The following is a 24,346-nucleotide window of genomic DNA, read 5'->3' as shown; positions in this document are numbered from 1 at the left end:
TCCCTCGCAAAGGAGTTGAACCCATGGCTAAACCGTACGTATTTATTACCATGCAAATACCCAAGGAGATTGTTGCCCTTTTGGAAGACGTCGCTCACGTAGGCATGTGGGAAGCAGATACTCCCTGTCCCCGGGATAAATTGCTGGAAGAGGCGGCCAAAGCAGATGCCCTGTTCACCATGGTGGTGGACCGCATCGACCAAGAAGTGTTAAAGAGAGGACAAAATTTAAAAATAGTAGCTAACATGGCTGTCGGCTATGACAACATTGACGTGGAAACAGCCAAGCATCTAGGCATCATGGTGAGCAACACCCCTGATGTGCTGACCGAAGCAACCGCAGACCTCACCTTTGCTCTGCTCATGGCCACCGCCCGCCGGGTGGTGGAAGCCTCTCAGGCCGTTTATGAAGGCAGATGGCAGTCATGGAGTCCCATGTTTATGGCCGGCCAGGATGTGTACGGCAAGACGCTGGGCATCGTCGGCATGGGCCGTATCGGTGAAGCGGTGGCCAGGAGAGCCAGAGGCTTTGACATGGAGATTCTGTACCATAACCGTAAGCCCAAAACAGAAGCAGAAGAAAAGCTGGGAGCCACGTACTGTTCTTTTGAAGACCTCCTGCAAAAGGCCGACTTTGTAGTGGCCTTGACCCCGTTGACCGACCAAACCCGCCATTTGTTTGGCCGGCGGGAATTTGAGCTGATGAAAAAGACGGCCATCTTTATCAACGTCTCCCGCGGACCCGTCGTTGATGAAGAAGCCTTGTACCATGCTTTGAAAGAAAAGCAAATTTGGGCGGCCGGCTTGGATGTGTTCCATCAGGAGCCTGTGCCAACCGACCACCCTTTGCTCACCTTGCCCAATGTGGTGCCCCTGCCCCATATCGGCAGTGCCAGCATCTCGGCCCGGATGGCCATGGCCCGTCTGGCGGCTGAAAACATTGTGCTGGCCTTGACAGGCAAAAAGCCCAAAACCCTGATTAGCGAAGACATGTGGACCCGGTACCGGTTCAAATAGAACTCGTAACTACCTACACAATTGATGTATACAGGACAAGTCTGAAAAATACAGGGCAAGTCCTTTTGCGATCTTTTTCAACAAACTGACACTCATGCGCTTCTACTCATACCGGAAATATCTCCTCTGATAGCGTTCACACTTCACATTTCCTTTTTCCCAATCAGATCTATATCAATTTTAGATCATTTTCATCTAAATTATATATTGTAAAGATCAATCCAAAAAAACTATAATGGAAAAAAATCTGACAAATCGAAACAATGGGGAGTGGAGCGCATGAGACATACTGGACTGCCTGAAAGACAAGGACTTTATGACCCCCAATTTGAACATGATGCCTGTGGAATTGGCTTTTTAGCACATATTAAAGGGAAAAAATCGCATGCCATTGTGCAGGATGCGTTACACATGTTGCGTAATTTGGATCATCGGGGCGGACAGGGGGATGAATCCAGCACCGGCGATGGAGCCGGTATTTTGTTACAGATCCCCCATGCCTTTTTAGACAAGGTCTGTACCCGGGAAGGGATCAGCCTCCCCGGTCCTGGTGAATATGGAGTGGGGATGATTTTCCTTCCCCATGATCAAGATGTGCGGCACAAGTTTGAAACCATAGTGGAGCGGATAGTTGCGGAAGAAGGGCATTCCGTGCTAGGCTGGCGCACCGTGCCTGTGGAAAATCACTTTTTGGGCCAGAGGGCCAAAGCAGCCCAGCCTTTCATCCGCCAAGTGTTTATCGCCCGTGGAGAGGACATCACTGATGAAATGACCTTTGAACGCCGGCTGTATGTCATTCGCAGACGGGCTGAAAACGAGATTGCAGCCCTTAAAGAGGCAAAAGATCATCCTTTCTACGTGGCCAGTCTGTCCAGCCGGACGATCGTCTACAAGGGCATGCTGACCTCTGACCAGTTAGACCGTTTTTATCTGGATCTCAAAGATCCGGACGTGACCACGGCGGTTGCCTTGGTACACTCTCGCTTCAGCACCAATACTTTTCCCAGCTGGGAGCGTGCCCATCCGAACCGCTATACCATCCATAACGGGGAATTTAACACGCTCAAAGGTAACGTAAACTGGATGTATGCCCGGGAAGCAGTATGTGAGTCTCCCTATTTCGGGGAGGACATGAAGAAAATCCGTCCCGTCATTGACCAGAATGGCAGTGATTCGGCCATGTTTGACAATGCCTTGGAGTTTCTGATGTTATCCGGGCGTTCCCTGGCCCATGCCGTCATGATGATGATCCCGGAACCGTGGCAGCACGATGCCCAAATGGATTCGGAAAAACGGGCCTTTTATGAGTATCACAGCTGTTTGATGGAACCGTGGGACGGACCGGCTGCCATTGCTTTTACGGATGGCAAACAGGTGGGTGCCTGCTTAGATCGCAACGGCTTGCGCCCGGCCCGGTATTATGTGACCAAAGATGACCGGGTCATCATGTCTTCTGAAGTGGGTGTGCTGGATATTCCGGAAGAAAACATTGTCCTCAAAGAGCGGTTGCACCCCGGTCATATGCTGCTTGTTGACCTGGAAGAAGGGCGTATTGTCTCTGACAAGGAGTTAAAGCAGCAAATTGCCACTGAGCATCCGTATCAAGAGTGGCTAAATGAACATTTAATCAACCTTGATGAGCTGCCAGCCGAAAATCCTGAAATGCCCCAGGCTGATTTTGACAGCTTAACCCAGCGTCAAAATGCTTTCGGCTACACCAAAGAGGAACTGGATAAAATGATTAAACCAATGGTGACCGACGGCGAAGATCCGGTCGGCTCCATGGGCTATGATGCCCCCCTGGCCGTGCTGTCCAAAAAGCCGCAACTCTTGTACAACTATTTCAAGCAAATGTTTGCCCAGGTGACCAACCCCCCCATTGATGCCATCCGGGAGGAAGTGGTCACGGCGGTCAGCACCACCATTGGCCCAGAGCGTAATCTGCTCCACCCCGAACCGGAAAGCTGCCGACACATCCGTCTGGAAACACCTATTTTAACCAATGAACAGTTGGCACGCCTGAAAGCCAACATCCGCCAGGGACTCAAAGCCGCCACATTGCCGATCACCTTCCCTGTGTCTGAGGGTGAGAAAGGGCTGGAAAAAGCGCTGGATGCCCTGTTTAAGGCGGCAGATGAAGCACTGGAAAACGGCATAAGCCTCCTGATTCTCTCTGACCGGGGCATCGATGCACAACACGCAGCCATCCCTGCCCTGTTGGCTGCTGCAGGATTGCATCATCATCTGATCCGTCAAGGCACGCGGACCAAAGCCAGCATTATCGTTGAATCAGGAGAACCGCGGGAAGTGCATCATTTCTGCGTCCTCCTGGGCTACGGCACCGATGCCATCAATCCTTATCTCGCCTTTGAATCCATCGCGCACATGGTTGAGCAGCAGGCCCTGAAAGACATCACCGTGGAGCAAGCGATTGCCAAATATATTAAAGCAGCCACCAAAGGGATTCTCAAAGTGATTTCCAAAATGGGCATCTCCACCATCCAGAGTTACAAAGGGGCACAAATCTTTGAAGCGATCGGGATCGCCCAGTCAGTGATTGACAAATACTTTACCTGGACGACTTCCCGCCTGGGCGGCATTGATCTTGAGACCATCGCCAAAGAAGCATTGCTTCGCCACGAACGGGGCTACGGGGATCCTGAACAGGCTCAGCAACTGGATAACGGAGATGATTTCCAATTCAGACGGAACGGCGATACAGAGCACATGTTTGAGCCTAAAGTGATCCACCAGCTCCAAAAAGCCTGCCGGAACAATGACTATGAAGAATACAAAAAATATGCCGAAATGGTTAATGGCTTCCATGAGCGGCAAAATACCTTGCGCGGTTTGCTCAAGTTTAAAAAGGACCGGCAACCTGTTCCCCTGGATGAAGTTGAATCAGTGGAATCTATCTGCCGCCGCTTCAAAACCGGCGCCATGTCCTACGGTGCCTTAAGTAAGGAAGCACACGAAGCTCTGGCCATCGCCATGAACCGAATCGGTGGCAAAAGCAACTCTGGAGAAGGCGGAGAAGATCCGGCCCGCTTCACCCGTGATAAAAACGGTGACTGGCGCCGCAGCGCCATCAAGCAGGTGGCTTCTGGACGGTTCGGTGTCACCAGCCATTACCTGACGAATGCCGATGAAATACAAATTAAAATGGCCCAGGGGGCCAAGCCAGGTGAAGGCGGACAGCTGCCGGGGAACAAAGTCTATCCGTGGATTGCCGAAGTGAGAGGCTCCACCCCGGGGGTAGGGCTGATTTCACCGCCTCCGCACCATGATATCTATTCCATTGAAGACCTGGCCCAGCTGATCCATGATCTTAAGAATGCCAACCCTCAAGCACGGATCAGCGTCAAACTGGTTTCTGAAGCAGGTGTAGGCACGGTGGCAGCCGGGGTGGCCAAAGGCAGAGCAGATACCGTCTTGATTAGTGGTTATGATGGCGGCACGGGTGCAGCAGCCAAAACAAGCATCAAGCATGCCGGTCTGCCTTGGGAACTGGGCCTGGCCGAAACCCATCAAACCCTGGTTTTGAATAACCTACGGGACCGCATTGCTGTTGAAACGGACGGCAAAATGATGACCGGCCGCGATGTGGTCATCGCCACCCTGCTGGGTGCTGAAGAGTACGGTTTCTCCACCGCCCCGCTGGTGGTGCTGGGATGTGTGATGGCACGTGTTTGCCACCTGAACACTTGTCCTGTAGGCGTCGCCACCCAAGATCCGAAATTGCGTGAGCGCTTCAAAGGTGACCCACAGTATATTGTCAACTATATGCGCTTTGTGGCCCAAGAGGTTCGGGAACTGATGGCTCAGTTGGGCTTCCGCACCATTGATGAAATGGTCGGTCGCACCGATGTGCTGGAACCCCAGCAAGCCATTGACCACTGGAAAGCGAAAGGACTCGATCTGTCACCGCTGCTTTATCAACCGCCAGTAGAAGGCCAGCACAAACGCTACAATTCAAAGACCCAAGATCACGGTTTGGATCAAGCCCTGGATAACCAGTTGATTGAGCTTTGCCAGCCTGCTCTGGAGCGTCAGGAAGTGGTGGAAGCCTCCTTCCCGATTAAAAATACCAACCGGGTGGTCGGCACCATGCTAGGCCATGAGGTGACCAAACGCTACGGAGCAGAAGGCCTGCCGGAAGATACGATCCGCCTGCACTTTACCGGCTCAGCAGGGCAAAGCTTCGGGGCTTTCCTGCCCAAAGGCATAACCTTAACCCTTGAAGGAGATGCCAACGACTACTTTGGCAAGGGCCTGTCTGGCGGCAAGCTCATTGCCTATCCTTCACCAAAAGCCACATTCAAACCGGAAGAAAATATTATTATTGGCAACGTAGCCTTCTACGGGGCTACTGGCGGTGAAGCTTACATTCGTGGAGTAGCTGGAGAGCGCTTCTGTGTCCGTAACAGTGGTGCCCGGGTAGTCGTGGAAGGCGTGGGAGATCATGGATGTGAATATATGACCGGCGGCCGGGTTGTCATCTTGGGTCCGACGGGCAAGAACTTTGCTGCCGGCATGTCAGGCGGTATCGCCTACGTGCTGGATGAGCACAACACCTTCAAAGCCAAATGCAATACGGAACTGATCGAGTTTGAATCTCTTCAAGATCCGGAAGAAATCAAAGCAGTGAAAACCATGATCGAAAAACACGTCTACTACACAGGCAGCGAACACGCCAAGAAAATCTTAAAACAGTGGGATCTGGTTGTTTCCAGCTTTGTCAAAGTCATTCCAAAAGATTACAAGCGGATGATTGAAACCATTGCCCGTGTGGAACAAGAACAAGGTTTAAGCGGTTATGAGGCAGCCCTCGCCGCCTTTGAAAAAGTCGTCGGAACACAGACAAAGAAAAAGACGAAAAAGCAGGTTGCTGTCTCCGCTCAATAAGCTAGATGGCCAGTTATAAATTTACAGACAAAAAAACGGACTCTGTCTGCTGGGTAGAGTCCGATTTCTTTTCAATTCTTGATTTCCTTCAAACGTCCGATGGGAAAACCCCGTTTCTCCGGTGATGTGTCCAGCTTGCCCCAGGCAAATACGCCGTTTAAATACTCCACGGTAAAGATACCTTCTTCGCCGGCCACTCTGTATTTGCCCCCTATTTTAATCTCAGCCGGATCCATGAGATATGATTTGGCCATGTAGAACTTCTGCTCCAGAACATTCGCTTCAGAAATAAACCCGGCTTGCTCCTTTTTCCGTGCTTCAGCCAACAGGCGCTGCATTTCCCGCTCCAACTCTTCCCTGCTCATGTCGCTCATTCTGGTCATCAGCTATCCCATCCTCTCTGCAGACCCTTTTCCTTTAGTTGTCCATGACCTAGAATTCCTTAAATTCATATTTTATTTTACACGAAATCTGGGATTAAATCAGGGCAGAGGATCGGGAAATCCATCTGCTGCATAACCCCACTCTTCATCTGTAACCAGACATTGGTCAAGGGTGGCTTTAATCCGTTCCAGCCTGAGGGAACCCCGCTATTTCAAAACCTGGCTAATCCGCATCTTAATTAATGAGTCGTATGCCATTTTGGATATTCCTCCTTTACCATGCTTAAGCTTAAATAATTTTGAAAATAATTGTGTGGTTCTGTTTCAGCCATAAGGGTGACACCGGTTAGCAAAACAACATTGCCACCGTTTAACTTTTCATCTCATCAGCAAAGCGCAACATTCCACATGGCTGGTATGGGGAAACAAATCAAAGGGTTGAATTTCCTGAAGCTTAAAGCCGGCGTTAAAGAGAACACGGCAGTCTTTAGCCAATGTCGAAGGATTACAGGACACATATACTAGTCGTTTGGCCTGGCTTTGCACAATGGCATGTAAAAGTTGATCATCACATCCCGTTCGCGGCGGGTCAACCACAATCACATCCGGCTTGAAACCCTGCTTTAACCAGCGCGGGAAGCACGTTTCAGCCCGTCCCACTTCAAAATGGGCATTAGCCAGGCCGTTCAGTTTAGCATTCAGTTTGGCATCCTCAATTGCTTCTTTGATGGTATCCATTCCCCGTACTTCTTTTGCTTCCCTGGCTAACCACAGACCAATTGTTCCTACACCACAGTAGGCATCAACCACATTTTCCTGTCCTGTTAAAGCGGCATAAGCTTTCACTTGGTCATACATTTTAATGGTCTGCAGCGGGTTAAGTTGAAAGAAAGCTCTGGGGGACAACTTAAACGATAAATCTCCTAAACGCTCGATGATGTGCCGCTCTCCCCACAACAGCTTAAACTTTTTACCAAAAATCTTAGAACTTTTAGCGGGATGAATGTTTTGCCATATGCTGGTCAGTTGAGGGATATGATAACGAATCTCCAGCAACAGCTCTTTTAAACGGGGGATCTCTTCAGTCCGTGTAATCAGCACCAGCTGCAATTGTTCAGTCTGAAAGCCAACCCGGACCATGATGGTACGGATCACACCTGTCCGCTTGCGCTCATTGTATACGGGGATATTTAAGTGTTGAATGATCTTTCTCACTTTGGCAACCACATCATTAATGAGGGGATGCTGAATCATACAGTCCGATAAATCAACCAAACGGTGGGAGCCCGGTTCATACAAGCCGGCCATAACCTGATTCCCAGCTGTGCTGATTTGCAGTTGCCCCTTGTTACGGTATCCCCAGGGATTGACCATGCCGATGGTGGGTTTAATGGGCAAAGTGTCTGCCGTCAAGTGGGTATAACGTTCAAAAGCTTGAATCACGCGATCCTTCTTCGCTTCCAATTGGGCCTCATAGTCGAGATGCTGTAATTGACATCCACCGCACCGGTCATAGAGGGGACACGGCGGTGTTATCCGTTCAGGAGCCGCCTGGCGGATTTTTTTTAACTTAGCTGTGGCATAATTGGGAAAAACTTTGTCAATTTTGGCGACGATCACTTCACCAGGCAATGAGCCCTCTACAAACACCACTTGCTTTTTGTAGTAACCGATCCCTTCACCGTTAATGCCTAACCGCTTGATGGTGAGTGTGACTTCTTGTCCAGGTTTGACTTTCATGTTCATTCTCCTAACCAAGTGAACCCCATAAATAGATGGTGATATAGCTGGCCCAGTCCGCATAAGGTTTAACCCACTCACGGCATTCCTCAGGCGTAGGCCGCTTCTCAAGCTGCTCAAGCTTTTGCAAGGCATTGCGCAAACCGATGTCTGCTGCTGGAAACAGGTTTGGACGGGCCAAGCAAAATAATAACACACATTCGGCGGTCCACAACCCAATGCCTTTTTCTCTGGTTATCCGCTCAATAAAGCCTTCATTATCCAATTGTGCCAGTTCTTCCAGTTTTAATTCACCGGAAGCGACCTTGCGCCCTACATTAATGATGTATTCTGCCTTGCGTGCGCTAAATTTAAGTTGCCTGAGCTCATCCACACTCAGACGGGCCAGCTCTGAGGGTGTGGGCAAAAGCAGGTACTCCCGGCCATCACAAGCGATCGATTGTCCATAAAAACGAGCCAAATTCTTGGCAAGTTGCCGGGAAAAAGAAAAGTTAAGCTGCTGTTGAATGATGGTTTGCACCAGCCCCTCGTAAATCCCCTCATCTTGTACCAGAGGAAAACCTCTCAATTGACAGGTTAAGCGGCGCAGTGGTTCGTACGACTGAACAGCGTCATAAAACCTTTCCAACACATCAGTTTGCCACTGAAAGCGCTGGTTAAGGTGGCGTTGCAGCCACTTTTGATCTGCTTCGGTCAATGGACTTCCTTTCACTGTCACCCGTATCCGGGGGGTATCCACAGTGCCCTCATTGGCCAGGATGCACACGACAGGTTGCCAGTCCTCTTCCCCAGGCCTGCGTTTGATACGCACGGCAAATGACAGCTCTTCTCCTTCCTCATTCACATGATAAAACGGCTCCCTCATACAGCGCTGAATGACCCGGGTAAAATCATAGGGAGGCCGCGGCCGGACTACAAACTCCATGTTATGCCTCCTCATTCCGTTAATGACAATGGACGCTCGAACAAGCAGATCGTTGTGTGTTTGTCCCTCCGTTACCTTTAACTACTAGTGATTGACAAGCAGCACTTCTGATACAATGATTTTATACTGAGTACACAGCTCGGATCAATAACTGGAGGGAAGTTTATGTCGGTTGAGACTGATGTAGCGTCCCTTGGCGCCATAGCTAAAGTGATCCGAAACAGGGATCTTAATCAAACCTTTACAGAAGTTGCCCGAACCCTGCAAGAGAAAGTCCCTTATATTGATTGGGTCGGTATATATTTAAATCAAGGCAACGCCACAGAATTGGTAGCGGCATCGGATCAAGCCAATCAACTGGAATGGGAAGCGAATGCCGAACTACGCATCCCCATTGAAGACCCGGCTCAACAACAGGAATTAGGAAAAATTGTGGTGAAGAGCCGGGAACCCCTGTGCTTTGATGTAACGGACGTCTCCACCCTTAAGATATTGGCTGATGAGCTTAGCCAACGGTTGAGCCTGCACTAAATTCCTTACGCTTGTTACCATGTTCTTTTTAACATGTTCTTGCTAAAAATGGGAGAGACTTCTGCAAAGTCAAACACTGGAGATCCAAGCTAAACCGTTAATAAAGAAGAGGCGAAAAAATCAAGGGTGGAGTGGCTGTTATCAGCCTTCCACCCTTTTATCATAAATTATCCAAGAAGACCCCCACTTCTAAACGAAGTGTAAGTGGGGGATGAATCGGGCACAAACATATATTCCCTATATGAACTGGAAGTGATAAGATTAAGGTTAGGAGGGGGAAGCCATGCAGAAAGCCTATCGCTTTCGCCTGTATCCTAACCAAAAACAACAGACCCTGATCCATAAGACGTTTGGCTGTTGCCGTTTTGTTTTTAATCACTTCTTGGCCAAACGAAAGGAAGTGTATGAGGCTGAAAGGAAAACGTTAGGGTACAACGCTTGTTCATCCATGCTCACACAACTCAAAAAGGAGCTTGAATGGCTGAAGGAACCGGATGCCACAGCCTTGCAAACAGCGTTGCGACACTTGGATGATGCATTCAAACGGTTCTTCCGGGAGAAAAAAGGCTACCCCCAGTTTAAAAGCCGTAAAAACCCGGTACAATCCTATACCTCTAAAAACAACAACGGCTCCATTGCCATTGCAGGCAACCGGATTCGTTTGCCTAAACTGGGTTGGGTGAAATTTGCCAAGTCCCGTGAAGTGGAAGGGCGTATCCTTTCCGCCACCATTCGGAAAAATCCATCGGGCAAATACTTTGTGTCGGTGCTGGTGGAAACAGAGATTCAACCGTTGCCTGTCTGTGACAGCAAGGTAGGCGTTGATCTCGGTGTCAAAGATTTTGCAACTCTTTCCACAGGGGAAGTCATTCCCAATCCCAAGTATTTGCGAAGGTATGAGCAAAAGCTGATTCGCTGGCAACGGAAACTCTCCCGCCGGAAGAAGGGCGGTTCCAACTGGCACAAGGCCCGTCTTAAGGTGGCCCGTCTGCATGAAAAGGTGGTCAATTGTCGCAAGGATTTTCTGCACAAACTGTCCACAAGGTTGATCCACGAAAACCAAGTGATCTGCCTTGAGGACTTATCTGTGCAGAACATGCAGAAGAACCATCGTTTAGCCAAAAGCATCGCTGATGTGTCGTGGTCAACGTTTTGCACCATGCTGGCATACAAGGCCAAGTGGTACGGACGAACCGTGATACGGGTGGACAAGACCTTCCCTTCCAGCCAGATATGTTCTGCTTGTAGCTATCGCCATAAAGAAGTAAAAAACCTCGGCTTGCGGGAATGGACGTGTCCATCGTGTGGTACACATCATGACAGGGACATCAATGCCGCAAAAAATATTTTGCAGGAAGGCTTACGCTTGTTGTCTTCCTAGTCAACTGAACCGTGGGACACACGGGGATCGCTTGGTCAATAAACGGCTGGTAGGCTGTTGTTCCCAAGAATCCCCCACCTCTAAGCGAAGCGTAGGTGGTGGGAGTGTTCAATACTGATGAATGATTCGTCATAGTGCTCAACTTGATGCAATAAATCAATTTTTCGATTTGGATGATGCTTATTTAAATACCGGCTCTTTAAACTGTGCCAGGCGCTCCAGCGAGGATTTTTCCACATCTTCATGCAAGCTGTTGCCATGGGCGTCCATGGTGACAATAGCGGCAAAGTTCTCAACCTCAAGATGCCACATGGCTTCGGGAATGCCAAACTCTTTCAGGAAATAAACGCCTTTGACCTCTTTGATACACTTGGCATAGTACTGAGCAGCTCCTCCGATGGCATTGAGATAAACGGCCCCGTGCTCTTTCAGGCCGGCCAGTGTTTTGGCACCCATCCCGCCTTTACCTATTACGGCACGGATGCCAAATTTCTTGATAATGTATGCCTGGTAAGGCTCTTCCCGGATACTGGTTGTTGGTCCGGCCGCTTTCACTTGCCACTTGCCCTTGTCATCCTTCAGCATAACCGGTCCACAGTGATAGATCACTTGACCATTCAGATCAACCGGAGCGTCATGGTCCATCAAATACTTGTGAATCGCATCACGGCCAGTATACATGGAACCGTTGATGATGACCACATCGCCCACCTTCAGCTGGCGAATCTGTTCTTCTGTGATCGGCGGTGTCAAGACCACTTCCCGGGCGCCCTCCGTTTTGGCCTCTTCAACGATTTGCTTGACTTCCATCTCAATCGGCCGCTCATCTTTATACAGCCAGCGTTTAATCTCTCCAGTTGCAGGATCTACGACTACACCCAAACGGCGGAAAGCCCAGCAGTTGTAGGCGACAGATACGAAGAAGCTGGCCGGAATGCGGTTCATGGCCCCGATTTTACAGCCGAGTAACGTCGTTTCACCACCAAAGCCCATGGTGCCAATACCTAGCTTGTTGGCATTTTCCATAATATACTCTTCCAGCTTGGCCAGAACCGGGTTAGGATTGACATCGTCCACTTCCCGGAACAGTTGTTTTTTGGCCAGTTCATAACCGGTGGCCCTGTCTCCTCCAATGCCAACCCCGATAAACCCGGCACTGCAACCCTGTCCCTGGGCTTGATAGACACTGTGTAAAATACATTTGCGGATGCCGTCCAGATCACGGCCCGCCCGGCCTAGCCCTTCCAGTTCGGTAGGCAAGCTGTATTGGATGTTTTTGTTTTCACAGCCGCCGCCTTTTAAAATCAGGCGGACATCAATTTCATCTTTTTCCCACTGTTCATACTTAATGATCGGAGTGCCTTCTCCCAGGTTGTCCCCGCTGTTCTCTCCGGTTAAAGAATCCACTGAATTTGGCCGCAGTTTGCCATCTTTAGTAGCCTGGGCAATCGCCTCACGGATCGCTTTGGTCATCTCCAGCTGGTTGGCTCCCACCGGAGTTTTGATCAGGAAAGTGGGCAAGCCAGTGTCCTGGCAGATAGGAGACACGTTTTCTTCAGCCATGGCAATGTTTTCACTAATAGTGGATAAAGACAAGGCAGCACGCGTACCCGCATTTTCCCGTGCTTTCGCTTTAGCAATAGCCGCTCGCACATCAGGCGGCAAATTGGTCGATGTTTCTACAATCAACTTGTACATGCTTTCCTTAAAGTGTTTCATCGCCAAAACTCCTTTCTATGGATAGACGCTCCCATGCCTATGATTTGCAACTGTTCAGAATGATCTCTGTTTTTATTGTGACATACTCCCACCACCTACGCTAACGCTTAGAGGTGGGGGCTTCTCGGGTAATCCCATCTCATGATGGGAAGTTGACCGGGCTATCCCCGTGTGTCCCACGGTTCAGTTGGCTAGACGGCCAACAATCGCAATCCTTCTTGCAAAATATTCCTTGCGGCATTGATGTTCCGGTCATGGAGTGTACCACACGATGGACACGTCCATTCCCGCAAGCCGAGGTTTTTAACTTCCCGATAGCGATAGCCGCAGCCGGGAGTGGAACACAACTGGCTGGAAGGGAATGTTTTGTCCACCACCACAATGGTTCGTCTGTACCATTTGGCCTTGTATTCCAGCATGGTGCGAAACATGGACCACGACGCGTCAGCGATACTTTTGGCCAAATGCCGGTTTTTCTGCATGTTTTTGACCTGCAGGTCTTCAAGGCAGATCACTTGGTTTTCGTGAATCAGCCTCGTGGACAGCTTGTGCAAAAAATCCTTGCGACAATNAGCGTTGTACCCTAACGTTTTCCTTTCAGCCTCATACACTTCCTTTCGTTTGGCCAAGAAGTGATTGAACACATAGCGACAACACCCAAATGTTTTATGGATCAGAGTTTGTTGTTTTTGATTGGGATACAGGCGAAAACGATACGCTTTCTGCATAGATTTTCCCTCCTGGTTTTAATATACCATTTCTGTTTCAGAAGGAAAACATATGTTTGTCCCGATTCATCCCCCACTTACACTTCGTTTAGAAGTGGGGGTCTTCTCGGAAATTTATGATAAAAAGGGCTTAGCCCGCTCCCAGCTTTTGGATTTGCCCTGCTTCCAGCTGCAGGTGGGGCTGTTCATTAACCCCCAAAATCATGAACTGCCGGCTGGAACGGAAATCTATGGTCGTCATACTTGTATTGCCAACCGCAAAAATCCGTTTTCCTGGCCACTTAATGTTTAACAGGGCCATGAGCAGGCAGCCGATGAACGTCCCATGTGAGACGACCACGACCCGTTCCCCAAAGTGACGCGCTAACAGATCTTCAACCACACGTAGGGCCCGTTGATAAACCTGCTCCGCCTGTTCCACATCATCCAGGCCACAAGACAATAAATCAGCTTGGTAATAAGCGGGATATTTTTGTTTTATCTCAGCGGGGGTCAGCTTTTCAAACCGGCCCAGCTTAATTTCCCGCAGGTCCTCCCTGGTTTGAACAGATAGATCATGATAACGGGCAATGGCCAGAGCGGTCTCGTAGGCCCGGCTTAAATCACTGGAATAAATCGCGTCAATCTGGTCAGCTGACAGCCATTTGGCCAACAGCTGAGCTTGTTTTTTTCCCTCTGGGGAAAGAGGAAAGTCAGACTGGCCCTGCATCCGCCCTTCCCTGTTGGCTACAGTTTCCCCATGCCGGATCAAACGTAAATGCACACTGTCTCTCCTCTCTTTTTTCTTTTATTCTAACATATCCCGACACAAGACAAGGACGCTGGTGTGCAAACCAGCGCCCTGAAACACTAAGCTGATGGCTCAGATACGTGAAATTCGGCTTCTTCATACTTGCCATCCACTTTTAACAACAGGACGGGATAAGTGATCACGGTCAAATACATATCACCGGGCTTCGGATCTGTATACACCGCTTCAACGATGAGCTTGTGACCCTGGGCCTGCACGCGTACGGGTTCGATGCCATAGCCGGAATTTACGCTTTCACCACGGGCGATCAAGATATAGGTACCCCCGTCAGCCTGTTTAAGGCCCTGATACTCTGTTTTTCCGTTTTGCTCCAGCCAGGATTGGATGTCTGCCGGCAGTTGCACTTGGGTAGCCGCTTGTATATCCTGATTAAGCACCGTTTCATACTCCACTTCTATGGCCTCCAGACTGTCTGGTTGGGGCTCACCAGATCCAGAGCGTGACGTTTCAGTAGCGAAAAAGCCGCTTACCGCCAACATCCAGCCCCCTAGAATGAGAAGAGCCAGTGCCGTCAAGCCCCAAGTTTTCATTCCTTTTAATCTGCTCATTTACCATCACCTGTTTATCACTTGTTTACTTAATAGACAGGGATTATATTGAGAATGTTGCACCTGGAAAATTTTTTCTTTTTCCATTATATCTATTTTCTATAAAAATTGCCTGGCAAAAAGACTATCTGCCTCCCTTTGGACATATATATGTTCCAAAAGGAGGGACAAACATGGAGTGGTGGTTACTGGCCTTTATTAAAATTGTTTTCATTAATATGATTTTAAGTGGAGACAATGCCATTGTCATTGCCATGGCCAGCCGCAATTTGCCCGAAACCAAGCGGCGGCTGGCCATCTTTTGGGGAGCATTCGGCGCCATCGCTTTACGCGTCATTCTAACCGTAGTGGCCATTCAATTGTTAAATATTCCCTTTTTAATGGCTAGCGGAGCGCTCCTATTGTTGTGGGTGGCCATCAAATTGTTGGCTGATCAAGAGCAAGAAAAAGACATCCAAGCATCAAATGTGCTGCTAACCGTCGTGATGACCATCATGATGGCTGATTTTATCATGAGCCTGGATAATGTGGTGGCCATCGCCGCAGTGGCCAAGGGTGACCTGCTCTTAATTATATTGGGTTTAATCCTTAGCATTCCCATTATTATTTGGGGAAGTCATCTGGTGTTGGGACTGTTGGACCGCTATCCTGTTTTTTTGTATTTAGGTGCCGCCATCTTGGGCTTCACGGCTGGAGAAATGGTGTTGGAAGATCAAAAAGTATCCCCCTGGCTCGAAAGTGTGTGGCCATTTCCTCACTGGGGCCTCCCGGTGTCCTTAGCAGTGTTGGTCATCGGAATAGGACATATCTCTAAAAATGGTAAAACGTGCTATTGACGAAACATGGTTTCCGCATATGATAGAAAGTAGAATCGACTTCGTGACTTGGAGAGCGGAGTGGAGCACGATGAAGCTGGTCACCTTTCAACCGTTGCGTACCATTGGCCTGCCCAATGTGTCCTATATTAAGCCGGAACACCTTTTCAAAGAGAAACAAGCCATTGTGGAAGCGGATTGGGTCTTATTTCCTGAATATTGGCAAGTCAATAGCCTGGTTTACGGCCTGAAAAAGCGTATTTTCCCCAGCATCCAGTCCTATCATCTGGGGCATAACAAAATTGAGATGACCAGGGCCTTATGGACCGTTTGTCCCGAGCATGTGCCCTATACGCAAATCCTGGCCAATACGGAAGCTCATATTGAGCAAATTCTGGAAGAGTTCCCCTTCCCCTTTATCGCCAAGGAAGTGCGCAACTCCATGGGCCGGGGGGTCTTCCTCATTGAATCTGAAGCTCAATTCCGGGACTATGCCCGGCACAACGACATCTTATATGTCCAGGAATACCTGCCCATTGACAGGGATCTGCGCATCACGTTTGTGGGTGATGAAGTGATCGGTGCTTACTGGCGGGTAGGCCGGGAAGGGCATTACCTGAATAACGTGGCCCAAGGAGGAACCATCTCCTTTAAGCATGTCCCGCCGGATGCCATTCGCCTGGTGGAAAAAGTGGCCAAACAACTGGGCATTAACCATGCCGGCTTCGATGTAGCGGTTGCGGGGGACAAGCTGTATTTCCTGGAGTTTAACGTGTTATTTGGCAACATGGGCTTCAGGGACACTCAGCAGCTGGTGGAGAAAAAAATTTGGGAGTACCTCGTCACACACCGCTCCCCAGATTCTCCGCCCATTAAACCGGACACTCCCGCTCCCCGAGCGTCATAAACTCTTTTACACAGCGTGAAAACCAGTCCCGCCTTTGCACACAAGCAATGGCAATGGCGTCATTCATGGCCATCTTTTCAATGGTTCGGGCTTTCATTTGTCCTTGCGCTTGAGGCCATTCCCTGCTCGGGGGCCTCTGTTGTGGATTAATGCCGTCTGGCAAAGTCAACAAATTGAAATTTATCCGGGCGGTGGCGGGACTCGGTATATTGGAACAAGGTGGCATCGTCCAGATAAACATAGTTTTTGACCAGCACAATGAAATCATAGCCTTGCAGATCAAGGTAACGCCTGTCTTCTGCAGTGGCTTCTTCGATGGAGATCACTTTCTTGGCGAAGCTGATTTTCAAGCCCAGATCCTGTTCCAGATATTCATACAGGGACCGTTCACAGATCTCTTTGGTTAAGCGGGGGACATGCTGGGCGGCAATAAAATCCCGGTCCAGAATCATTGCTTCCCCATCAATCTTGCGGCTGCGGATAATTTTCCACACTTTGTCCTTGGAGGAGACCGGCAGATGTTCCTTCAGCCACGCGTCCGGTTGAATCAGGGCCAACTGGTGGCAAATGGTTTCGGCCTCTCTGCCCATCTTTTCAGCCAACTCTTTAAAGCTGACCAAACCTGACACCGGAAAGTTAATCCGGGGAATATCCAGGACAATGGAGCCTTTGCCCTGTATTTTTTGGATATATCCTTGCTGGGCCAACAGGTTTAAGGCCTTGCGGACCGTTTCCCGCGACGTTTGATACAGCTCACACAGCTCATGTTCTGAAGGGAGTTTGGTCTGGGGCTTGAGCTCCCCCGATTCTATTTTTCTGGATAAATCGGCATAAATGCGCAAGTATTTGTTCTCCATCGGCCACACCCAATCTCCATTTTAATTCCTTCTGAGATGATACACAACCGATTCGTAAGGACGCAGCCTGATTTGTCTGAAATCGGCCGGTGTGTCCGGATAATTGGAGATCAGGATGCGGCTGTCTGCCCCGTCCACGTTTGCATCGCCAGGCAGTTCAAACAGCGTCTCTTGCGGGTAGAAGTTGTTAATTACCAGCAACATTTCATGGTTATAGGTGCGCAGATAGGCAAAAATCTGCGGATGATCTGCCAATATTAAGCGGTAATCCCCGTAGGTGATGATGTCCAGCTCTTTGCGCAACTTGATTAACTTTTGGTAGTGGTAAAAAATCGAGTCTGGATCGGCTAGTGCCTGCTGCACATTAATCTGCTTGTAATTGGGCGCCACGTTAATCCAGGGCGTTCCGTCGGTAAACCCGGCGTGCCGGCTGTTATCCCACTGCATTGGTGTACGGGAGTTGTCCCTGGATTTCTTTTTAATCATGTCCATAATTGCCTGTTCGCTGAGCCCCTCTGCCTTTTTCATGCGGTAGATGTTCAATGTCTCAACGTCACGGTAATCGCTGATGTCCTCAAACTTGGGATCCGTCATGCCAATCTCTTCCCCCTGGTAAATATAAGGGGTGCCCTGCATCATATGGATGGTGGTGGCCAGCATTTTGGCCGACTCCCGGTGATACTTTCCGTCATCCCCGTAGCGGGAGACCACGCGAGGTTGATCATGGTTACACCAGAACAAGGCATTCCAGCCGTTGCCTTCATGCATTTTGACCTGCCATTCGGACAAAATGCGTTTTAAAGCCAGAAAATCAAAGTCAGCAACCGCCCATTTTTCTCCGCCGGGATAATCCACTTTCAAATGATGGAAGTTAAAGGTCATATTCAATTCCTTCCGCTCAGGGTTGGTGTATTTGAGACAATGGGCAATGGTTGTGGAAGACATCTCCCCCACGGTCATGATGTCGTATTTTGAAAAAACTTCCCGGTTCATCTCCTGTAAAAATTCATGTACCCGGGGGCCATCCGTATAGAAACGGCGTCCGTCTCCAGGGGGCACGGTTCCGTCATCATTGGGGAAGCGCTGGTCTTTGGAAATCAGGTTGATCACGTCCAGCCTGAAGCCGTCAACCCCCTTTTTTAACCAAAAATGCATCATCTCATATATGCGGCGGCGCATCTCTTCATTTTCCCAGTTCAGATCAGCCTGGGTCACATCAAACAGATGCAAATAGTACTGCCCGGTCTGAGGATCATATTCCCAAGCCGGACCGCCAAATTTAGATTGCCAATTGTTCGGTTCCCGTCCGTCTTTCGGGTCTTTCCAAATGTAAAAGTCCCGGTAGGGGTTGGTTCTGGATTGGCGGCTGGCTTTAAACCACTCATGTTCGGTGGAGGTATGGTTGACGACCATATCCATGATCACTTTGATGTTGCGCCGGTGGGCTTCATCCAAGAGCTGCTCAAAATCGGCCATCGTGCCATAACGCTCGTCAATTTGATAGTAATCACTGATATCATAACCGTTATCCCGCTGTGGGGATTGATAGATCGGGGTTAACCAAATGACGTCAACCCCCAATGTTTTAAGATAGTCAAGCTTGTGGATGATGCCTTGCAAATCCCCTTCACCGTTTCCTGTGGTGTCCTTAAAACTTTTGGGATAAATTTGGTAGACGACTGCTCTTTTCCACCAGGGTTCTCTCATACTTGGCCACCTCTCAGTTTGGCATAGCCCAACGTTAGGGCAAATGGAACAATTAAGGCAATCGCCATGCCGATGAAAAACGCACCCCACTGCTGCGGGAAGATGGAGAGGAATCCCGGCAGCCCGCCGACACCGATGGATGCCGCTCTCACTTGATTAAGGGTAATAAACGCTGCGGCCGTAGCGGACCCGATCAAGGCACAAATGAAGGGATACTTAAATCTCAAATTCACACCAAACATGGCCGGCTCCGTAATACCCAGATAAGCCGAAACTGAAGACGTCAACGACAATCCTTTTATTTTTTTATCCCGGCTGGCAAACATCATCGCCAAAGCCGCCGAGCCTTGAGAAATATTGGACAGCGCCAGGATGGGCCATAAGAATGTTCCGCCAATGGTGCCAATCAGCTGTAAATCGACTGCTAAGAAAGTATGATGCATCCCTGTCACCACAAGCACAGCATACAAACCACCATAAATCAATCCGCCCAAGAGAGCAAAATGCTCGAACAGCGTCACAAAAGCAGAGGTAATGGCATTGCCAGCTGCAAAAGTGACTGGACCAATCAAGGTAAAGGCCAAGAAGCCTGTTAACAACAAAGTAACGGGGGCCACCACCAGCAGTTTAAACGCATCGGGTACTCTCCTGTCTAAAAACTGCTCCACTTTGGCCAGAACATAAGCGGCAAAAAGCACAGGAAGGACTTGCCCCTGATAACCGATTTTGGACACCTCTAATCCGAATAAATTCCAGGTCGGGACCGTCCCCTCTTGTACCGCTTCAGCATAAGCCCATGCATTTAACAAGGCCGGGTGCACCAGCATGAGGCCAAGCACAACCCCCAACAGCGGGCTTCCGCCAAATTTTTTAACCGCAGACCAGCCAATCAAGGCCGGCAGGAAAACGAAGGCCGTATTGGCAATCAGGTTAATGATGTCGGCTAAATCAGCCCACTGGGTGTGAACGTCAATCAAAGCTTGATCCTCATAGAAAATGCCCGGACCAGCCAAAAGATTGTGAATACCCATTAACAAGCCAGCCGTGACAATGGCAGGCAAGATGGGAATAAAAATGTCGGCCAAGGTTTTAATGGCCCGTTGTAAAGGATTGAGCTTTTTCTCCGCTGCATCTTTAACGTCCTGTTTGGTCGCGCGGCCGATGCCCGTGATCTCGGTTAATTCATGATAAACTTTATCGACCACTCCTTGACCGATGACGACCTGAAACTGGCCGTTGGCAGAAAATGATCCTTTGACCAAGTCAATGCTTTCCAGTTTCTCTTTGTCCACTTTACTTTCATCTTTTAAAGCAAAACGCAAGCGGGTGACACAGTGGCTGGCCGCCACAATATTGTCTTTACCCCCAATCGCCTCAACAATCTGTTCTACCGATTGTCTGTTTACTGCCATCATTCTTCCTCCGTTTCCTATATCCAACAGATATTTTTGAAAAAGCGCTTCCAATTCTTGTTACACATGTAATTGGTCTTGTATATACAAGTACCACAACACTTCAAAAGTGTAACTTGTATATACATATTCGTCAATATAAAAAGTTACCAAACCCCATATTAGCGAATGTGCTTAAACTAAAGTTTTCTTTCCGCACTTGGGCCAAATGTATCCTGTGCCTGGATTGTGGATAAGGCTGTCATGCCTGCTGCCCCAAACATCATTTGATAGGCATTCACTTGTATCCGGTCTTGACCAGAGAATTTAAGTTGATAATAAATGGTAGCCACTGCCCAGCACAAGGAGGCGAGCAGTATCAGACTTTCTCCCCATATCACTGAAGGGGTTTGCTGTTTCCATAAGTCAACTCCCAAGATCAGAAAGAGTCCTGTCATACCTAAAGACAGGCCCGCAACCTTTCTCTAGCCCAGTTTTTCATTTAAAAAATAACTGGCCAGCAGGCTGCTCCAAATTGGCATCGTATACAAAATAATGGATGACTTCCCAGCTTCAACAAAACGCATCCCATACATGATCAGGGCATAAACCAGCGTTGTTTGCAACAGGCCAAGGATAAGCAAGGGTTTCCAATGCAAGTTTTGAAATGTAAGCCGGCGCAGCCCCCATAAAAGCAGGAGCAATGTTAACGCTCCAACGCTAAAACGGAGGGCTGAAAACGTCAACGGGCCCATATAATCCAGTCCTATTTTCATCCACACCCAGGCATAACCCCAGATGATTGTCAAGATCAGGATCAGCATGACAACAAATATCCTGGATGCCGTAAATGAAGCCAAAGCTGAGAACCATTTATTCCCCATTGGGATCCACTCTTTGCCGTACAGTCCTGAAACATATTTTTACAAGCTGTTGATATTTTTAATCATCACACCTTTTTCATAAAGAATACTCGCAGCGGACCGGAAATTCCACTACGAGCACTCATTTAAGCATATATTGTCAACGTTTAACAAAACAATTAGACTAATAATACCATTCTTAAGGAGGCATTTTTGGGAATGACGGCCAGTTTCAGAACCCCTTTTTGCACAATAGGAGCAACCGGATCTTCCGGTGGAGCCCGGCGATCCTGCGGACGGTCTTGCGCCAGTTGTTGGAGAATTTCTTTTGCACGCCGGTCAATGCCGATTGCGGGCACAAGTCTGGGGGCGGGGTCGGTGATTTCCAGTTCCACCTGAAAGGTCAACATAATAATAGAAGGCAACAAACTGACTAGAAGATTTGGATGAGATTCTCTCACCTGGTAGTCAGATAATTCAATCCCTTTCGTTTGTTCAAGAATGAAACGAGCATATGACCTTTTTGTCCCCATAAAATTATGTATTAGAACTTCGGTTATGCTATAGAATTTTACTGTTCTGCTATCCTCAATTTCCACAAAAAAAAGCAGATAGCCTTAAAAAGGCTTCTGCCCTTGCAACTTATCATTTTGATTCTTACTACCGAATCAGTCAGCCTTTAAAACATCTTCGGCCATTTGAGCTAACTTTTGAGCATTACTGCTTACTTCTTGCATAGTAGCTGAAATTTGTTGGATGGCCGCTGCCTGGCTATCTGTCAGTTGATTAACACCGGCAAAAGATTTCTCCAAACCAGCTAATAATTGGTGGATCTCTTTCGTGATTTGATCTATCTTGACTACATTCTGTTTTGAAAAATTAGCCAGTTTCCGAATCTCATCAGCAACCACTGAAAATCCTCTTCCCGTTTCCCCAGCCCGGGCAGCTTCAATTGCTGCATTTAATCCAAGCAAATTACTTTGTTCCGAGATTTCCTTTACCGTGACAGAAATTTTTTCAATTTGGCTGGCGCTATTGCTCACTTCCTGGACTTCTTGAGAGATTGAATTGACTTGATCAGCCAGTTGACTAATCGATTCGGCTATTTCTTGTATTGTTGCCGTGGTTTGCTCGACAATGGCAGACAAATTTTCTGCAACTTGGTATAATTGATTGGCTTTTTCCAGACTTGTTCCAATCCCTACTCCACCAATGACCTCACCGTTTTCATTATGCAGGGGAATGGCACGAGCGATTAATGGGAAACCAAACAGTTCCTTTGGTACGACTGCCGCCATTGCTTTGTTTTGTTTAATTGCTTCTGTGATAATATCCCCCTCTTTAAGCGGATCGCCCTTTTGGACATTTAACGAAAAAGTTTTCCCCGGAACGTTTAACAAAAGCTTCTCTGTATTATAAATACCGACTGTAATATCGTCGTTGATTAACTGGTTTAAATAAGGTGCAACCTTGATAAAAGCCTCTAAAATATCAGCATTGTCCGCCTTGCTATCGGGAGTGATACTGTCTGTCTCTTCCGTTTCCGTGAACGTTTGGTCTTGACTTTCTTCCGTTACTTCTGTGCTCAAAGGCTCACTGATCGTATTGTCCATGTTATAACCCCTTTCGCTCGTTTGTATTTAATTTAATAAGGAAAAGTACGTTTCCCGAAATTTACTGAAACCCACTTTAATGTGGTGAATTCCTCCAGACTCCATTGACCGTTTAGTCTCCCAATACCAGATTGTTTTTCCCCTCCAAAAGCCACAATAGATTCATCATTAATCATAATGTCATTGACATGAATCATACCGGTATCGATTTTTTTGGCCAATTGAACTCCCCGTTCTACATGACCCGTATGAATTGCCCCACTCAGCCCATATCGTGAATGATTGGCCAGAGCAACGGCCTCTTCTTCGGTTGCAAAAGGGATAACAGAGACAACAGGGCCAAACAATTCTTCCTGAAACACATCCATATCAGGTTTTATCTTTGTTAACACAGTGGGTTCGACCATGGTTCCTGACACCTTGCCGTGCAACACAGCTTGTGCACCTTGCTTAATGGCTTGAGCGATCATCTCAGACAATCGGTTGGCTTGCCCTTGATGAGTAAATCGGCTAAATACGGCTGCATTAACAGCATATTCCAGATCCGCATCCTCAAGAATCATCATGGCACTGTTTCCGCCTAATTCTAATAGGGGCTTTTTAAAATTTTTCATGGCCAACTGCCCGATATATCTTCCGACAGTGGTTGATCCAGTAAATGAAATCACGCGCGGAATCGGATGTTCCACAAATGAGTCACCAATTTCTTCTTTGATCATATCCTTGACTAAATTGATTTCAAATGCTGCTTTTAACCGGGTTCCTCCCAATTCCTCAATGATAATCTCTGTAATCTCCTCTTCATGTTTCTCAATATATTAAATCGCCTGTTCTAATATCGCCCGTTTCTGATATGGATTCACTTGATCCCACTTTTCCTTTGCTTTCAAAGCCGCTTATAGGCCAAATCGACATCTTCTTTGGATGCCATTTTAAATTCAGCGATAATTTCCCCATTGTAAGGGTTATAGTCCTTCAGGATATTTTGGCTCTTCCCGTCTCTCCACTCTCCGTCAATGTACTGTTTATGTAGTGCTCTGAAGTTTGCCATGAAGCCTGTCCTCCTTGTGTTAAATTTGTAAAAGTTACTGAGAATAATCCTTATAGTTTTTATCGGTAATAATATGGTCAGTGTTTAATTTTTTGGTATATACTCGGTGAACCTCGTGACTTTGTGAAGTAAACCTGGATATATATAATAATGATGGTAGTCTAAAAAGTGGACACAGATTTTAGAGATCACATCTGGATAGGAGAGCCTCCCTATAAGTTGTTATGGAGGTGGGGGGACATAGCCCCATAGGTGATCCTGACCGAAAGGGAAGGCGAGCAAGGGGAAATCCTTAGGCATCTTTAGCTTTATTCCATGCATTCTATCCGGTTATAATTGAAATGATCTTAAAATCGAGGTGTCTATAATGCGAACGCAGCGTCATTATGATCTGGAATACAAACGTCAAACTGTTGAGTATATCCTAGAGGAAAGGAAGTCAGTGGCTCAAGTTG

Annotated in this window: 20 protein-coding genes and 1 pseudogene; 6 read left to right on the top strand and 15 right to left on the bottom strand. The window is 48.1% G+C overall.

Annotated elements, in window-relative coordinates; translation table 11 throughout:
* The first annotated feature begins 23 nt into the window (after positions 1-23).
* Both IEW48_RS10645 and gltB read left to right on the top strand, forming a co-directional pair.
* Positions 24-1,016, top strand: a complete 993-nt coding sequence (locus IEW48_RS10645; RefSeq protein WP_188623742.1) for a 2-hydroxyacid dehydrogenase — start codon at positions 24-26, stop codon at positions 1,014-1,016.
* A gap of 279 nt (positions 1,017-1,295) precedes the next feature.
* On the top strand, positions 1,296-5,921 hold the full coding sequence (gene gltB, locus IEW48_RS10640) for a glutamate synthase large subunit (RefSeq protein WP_188623741.1): 4,626 nt from the start codon (positions 1,296-1,298) through the stop codon (positions 5,919-5,921).
* Between the two features lie 71 nt (positions 5,922-5,992).
* Here gltB and IEW48_RS10635 read toward each other — a convergent pair whose 3' ends face one another.
* The 3 genes from IEW48_RS10635 to IEW48_RS10625 all read right to left on the bottom strand — a co-directional run bounded on the left by IEW48_RS10635 (position 5,993) and on the right by IEW48_RS10625 (position 8,969).
* Positions 5,993-6,304, bottom strand: coding sequence for a YfhH family protein (locus tag IEW48_RS10635; RefSeq protein WP_188623740.1), 312 nt, complete (start codon positions 6,302-6,304; stop codon positions 5,993-5,995).
* Positions 6,305-6,682: 378 nt separating this feature from the next.
* Positions 6,683-8,044, bottom strand: coding sequence for a 23S rRNA (uracil(1939)-C(5))-methyltransferase RlmD (gene rlmD / locus IEW48_RS10630; RefSeq protein WP_188623739.1), 1,362 nt, complete (start codon positions 8,042-8,044; stop codon positions 6,683-6,685).
* Between the two features lie 10 nt (positions 8,045-8,054).
* Entirely contained in the window at positions 8,055-8,969 is a 915-nt protein-coding gene (locus tag IEW48_RS10625; protein ID WP_188623738.1) for a DNA-3-methyladenine glycosylase family protein, read from the bottom strand.
* A gap of 165 nt (positions 8,970-9,134) precedes the next feature.
* Here IEW48_RS10625 and IEW48_RS10620 point away from each other — a divergent pair, with 165 nt between their 5' ends.
* Together IEW48_RS10620 and tnpB are read left to right on the top strand one after the other, a co-directional pair.
* Positions 9,135-9,500: a GAF domain-containing protein gene (locus IEW48_RS10620; RefSeq protein WP_188623737.1), complete on the top strand. Its 366-nt coding sequence runs from the start codon at positions 9,135-9,137 to the stop codon at positions 9,498-9,500.
* 283 nt (positions 9,501-9,783) lie between these two features.
* On the top strand, positions 9,784-10,881 hold the full coding sequence (gene tnpB, locus IEW48_RS10615) for an IS200/IS605 family element RNA-guided endonuclease TnpB (protein ID WP_188623736.1): 1,098 nt from the start codon (positions 9,784-9,786) through the stop codon (positions 10,879-10,881).
* Positions 10,882-11,061: 180 nt separating this feature from the next.
* On the opposite strand, the gene IEW48_RS10610 is transcribed toward tnpB, so the two are convergent.
* From IEW48_RS10610 to IEW48_RS10595, 4 genes are all read right to left on the bottom strand, one after another.
* Complete coding sequence (locus IEW48_RS10610; protein WP_188623735.1) at positions 11,062-12,600, bottom strand: fumarate hydratase; 1,539 nt, start codon at positions 12,598-12,600, stop codon at positions 11,062-11,064.
* 191 nt (positions 12,601-12,791) lie between these two features.
* Positions 12,792-13,328 carry an RNA-guided endonuclease TnpB family protein gene (locus tag IEW48_RS10605; RefSeq protein WP_188623734.1) on the bottom strand — a complete coding sequence of 179 codons (537 nt, stop codon included), beginning with the start codon at positions 13,326-13,328 and terminating at the stop codon, positions 12,792-12,794.
* 130 nt (positions 13,329-13,458) lie between these two features.
* Positions 13,459-14,091 (bottom strand): histidine phosphatase family protein, encoded by a 633-nt coding sequence (locus tag IEW48_RS10600; RefSeq protein WP_188623733.1) that lies wholly within the window; start codon positions 14,089-14,091, stop codon positions 13,459-13,461.
* 86 nt (positions 14,092-14,177) lie between these two features.
* Entirely contained in the window at positions 14,178-14,687 is a 510-nt protein-coding gene (locus IEW48_RS10595; RefSeq protein WP_188623732.1) for a protease complex subunit PrcB family protein, read from the bottom strand.
* A gap of 173 nt (positions 14,688-14,860) precedes the next feature.
* Between IEW48_RS10595 and IEW48_RS10590 the strand changes: the two genes are divergently transcribed.
* Both IEW48_RS10590 and IEW48_RS10585 read left to right on the top strand, forming a co-directional pair.
* Positions 14,861-15,523 carry a TerC family protein gene (locus IEW48_RS10590; protein ID WP_188623731.1) on the top strand — a complete coding sequence of 221 codons (663 nt, stop codon included), beginning with the start codon at positions 14,861-14,863 and terminating at the stop codon, positions 15,521-15,523.
* Positions 15,524-15,593: 70 nt separating this feature from the next.
* Positions 15,594-16,409, top strand: a complete 816-nt coding sequence (locus IEW48_RS10585; RefSeq protein WP_188623730.1) for an ATP-grasp domain-containing protein — start codon at positions 15,594-15,596, stop codon at positions 16,407-16,409.
* Positions 16,410-16,555: 146 nt separating this feature from the next.
* Here the strand turns inward: IEW48_RS10585 and treR are convergent, their stop codons facing one another.
* The 8 genes and pseudogenes from treR to IEW48_RS10545 form a co-directional block, all read right to left on the bottom strand.
* Positions 16,556-17,266, bottom strand: a complete 711-nt coding sequence (gene treR / locus IEW48_RS10580; protein ID WP_188623729.1) for a trehalose operon repressor — start codon at positions 17,264-17,266, stop codon at positions 16,556-16,558.
* Between the two features lie 21 nt (positions 17,267-17,287).
* The gene (treC, locus tag IEW48_RS10575) at positions 17,288-18,973 is read right to left on the bottom strand and encodes an alpha,alpha-phosphotrehalase (protein ID WP_188623728.1); all 1,686 of its coding nucleotides are present in this window, start codon (positions 18,971-18,973) and stop codon (positions 17,288-17,290) included.
* Positions 18,970-20,385 carry a PTS system trehalose-specific EIIBC component gene (gene treP / locus IEW48_RS10570; protein ID WP_007503721.1) on the bottom strand — a complete coding sequence of 472 codons (1,416 nt, stop codon included), beginning with the start codon at positions 20,383-20,385 and terminating at the stop codon, positions 18,970-18,972. The genes treC and treP overlap by 4 nt, the downstream gene beginning before the upstream one ends.
* 179 nt (positions 20,386-20,564) lie before the next feature.
* Entirely contained in the window at positions 20,565-20,801 is a 237-nt protein-coding gene (locus IEW48_RS10565; RefSeq protein ID WP_188623727.1) for an EamA family transporter, read from the bottom strand.
* A 48-nt stretch (positions 20,802-20,849) separates the two neighbouring features.
* Positions 20,850-21,248, bottom strand: a complete 399-nt coding sequence (locus IEW48_RS10560) for a DMT family transporter (protein WP_188623726.1) — start codon at positions 21,246-21,248, stop codon at positions 20,850-20,852.
* Between the two features lie 158 nt (positions 21,249-21,406).
* On the bottom strand, positions 21,407-21,688 hold the full coding sequence (locus IEW48_RS10555) for a hypothetical protein (RefSeq protein WP_188623725.1): 282 nt from the start codon (positions 21,686-21,688) through the stop codon (positions 21,407-21,409).
* 207 nt (positions 21,689-21,895) lie between these two features.
* Positions 21,896-22,750 (bottom strand): methyl-accepting chemotaxis protein, encoded by an 855-nt coding sequence (locus tag IEW48_RS10550; protein WP_229704014.1) that lies wholly within the window; start codon positions 22,748-22,750, stop codon positions 21,896-21,898.
* A 122-nt stretch (positions 22,751-22,872) separates the two neighbouring features.
* A pseudogene (locus IEW48_RS10545) lies at positions 22,873-23,891 on the bottom strand (aldehyde dehydrogenase family protein).
* Positions 23,892-24,346 lie beyond the last annotated feature (455 nt).

Source organism: Caldalkalibacillus thermarum, assembly GCF_014644735.1.
Lineage (GTDB): Bacteria > Bacillota > Bacilli > Caldalkalibacillales > Caldalkalibacillaceae > Caldalkalibacillus > Caldalkalibacillus thermarum.
The sequence above is the reverse complement of the archived record's forward strand: the minus strand, read 5'-3'. Positions and strand labels throughout refer to the sequence as shown.

Bases quoted from the DNA above. Each gene is read 5' to 3' on its own strand.
- IEW48_RS10590 (WP_188623731.1), top strand. From the start codon at position 14,861: ATGGAGTGGTGGTTACTGGCCTTTATTAAAATTGTTTTCATTAATATG.
- IEW48_RS10645 (WP_188623742.1), top strand. From the start codon at position 24: ATGGCTAAACCGTACGTATTTATTACCATGCAAATACCCAAGGAGATT.
- treP (WP_007503721.1), bottom strand. From the start codon at position 20,385: ATGGCAGTAAACAGACAATCGGTAGAACAGATTGTTGAGGCGATTGGG.
- gltB (WP_188623741.1), top strand. From the start codon at position 1,296: ATGAGACATACTGGACTGCCTGAAAGACAAGGACTTTATGACCCCCAA.
- IEW48_RS10595 (WP_188623732.1), bottom strand. From the start codon at position 14,687: ATGAGCAGATTAAAAGGAATGAAAACTTGGGGCTTGACGGCACTGGCT.
- treR (WP_188623729.1), bottom strand. From the start codon at position 17,266: ATGGAGAACAAATACTTGCGCATTTATGCCGATTTATCCAGAAAAATA.
- IEW48_RS10625 (WP_188623738.1), bottom strand. From the start codon at position 8,969: ATGGAGTTTGTAGTCCGGCCGCGGCCTCCCTATGATTTTACCCGGGTC.
- treC (WP_188623728.1), bottom strand. From the start codon at position 18,973: ATGAGAGAACCCTGGTGGAAAAGAGCAGTCGTCTACCAAATTTATCCC.
- IEW48_RS10635 (WP_188623740.1), bottom strand. From the start codon at position 6,304: ATGACCAGAATGAGCGACATGAGCAGGGAAGAGTTGGAGCGGGAAATG.
- rlmD (WP_188623739.1), bottom strand. From the start codon at position 8,044: ATGAAAGTCAAACCTGGACAAGAAGTCACACTCACCATCAAGCGGTTA.
- tnpB (WP_188623736.1), top strand. From the start codon at position 9,784: ATGCAGAAAGCCTATCGCTTTCGCCTGTATCCTAACCAAAAACAACAG.
- IEW48_RS10560 (WP_188623726.1), bottom strand. From the start codon at position 21,248: ATGGGGAATAAATGGTTCTCAGCTTTGGCTTCATTTACGGCATCCAGG.
- IEW48_RS10585 (WP_188623730.1), top strand. From the start codon at position 15,594: ATGAAGCTGGTCACCTTTCAACCGTTGCGTACCATTGGCCTGCCCAAT.
- IEW48_RS10620 (WP_188623737.1), top strand. From the start codon at position 9,135: ATGTCGGTTGAGACTGATGTAGCGTCCCTTGGCGCCATAGCTAAAGTG.
- IEW48_RS10610 (WP_188623735.1), bottom strand. From the start codon at position 12,600: ATGAAACACTTTAAGGAAAGCATGTACAAGTTGATTGTAGAAACATCG.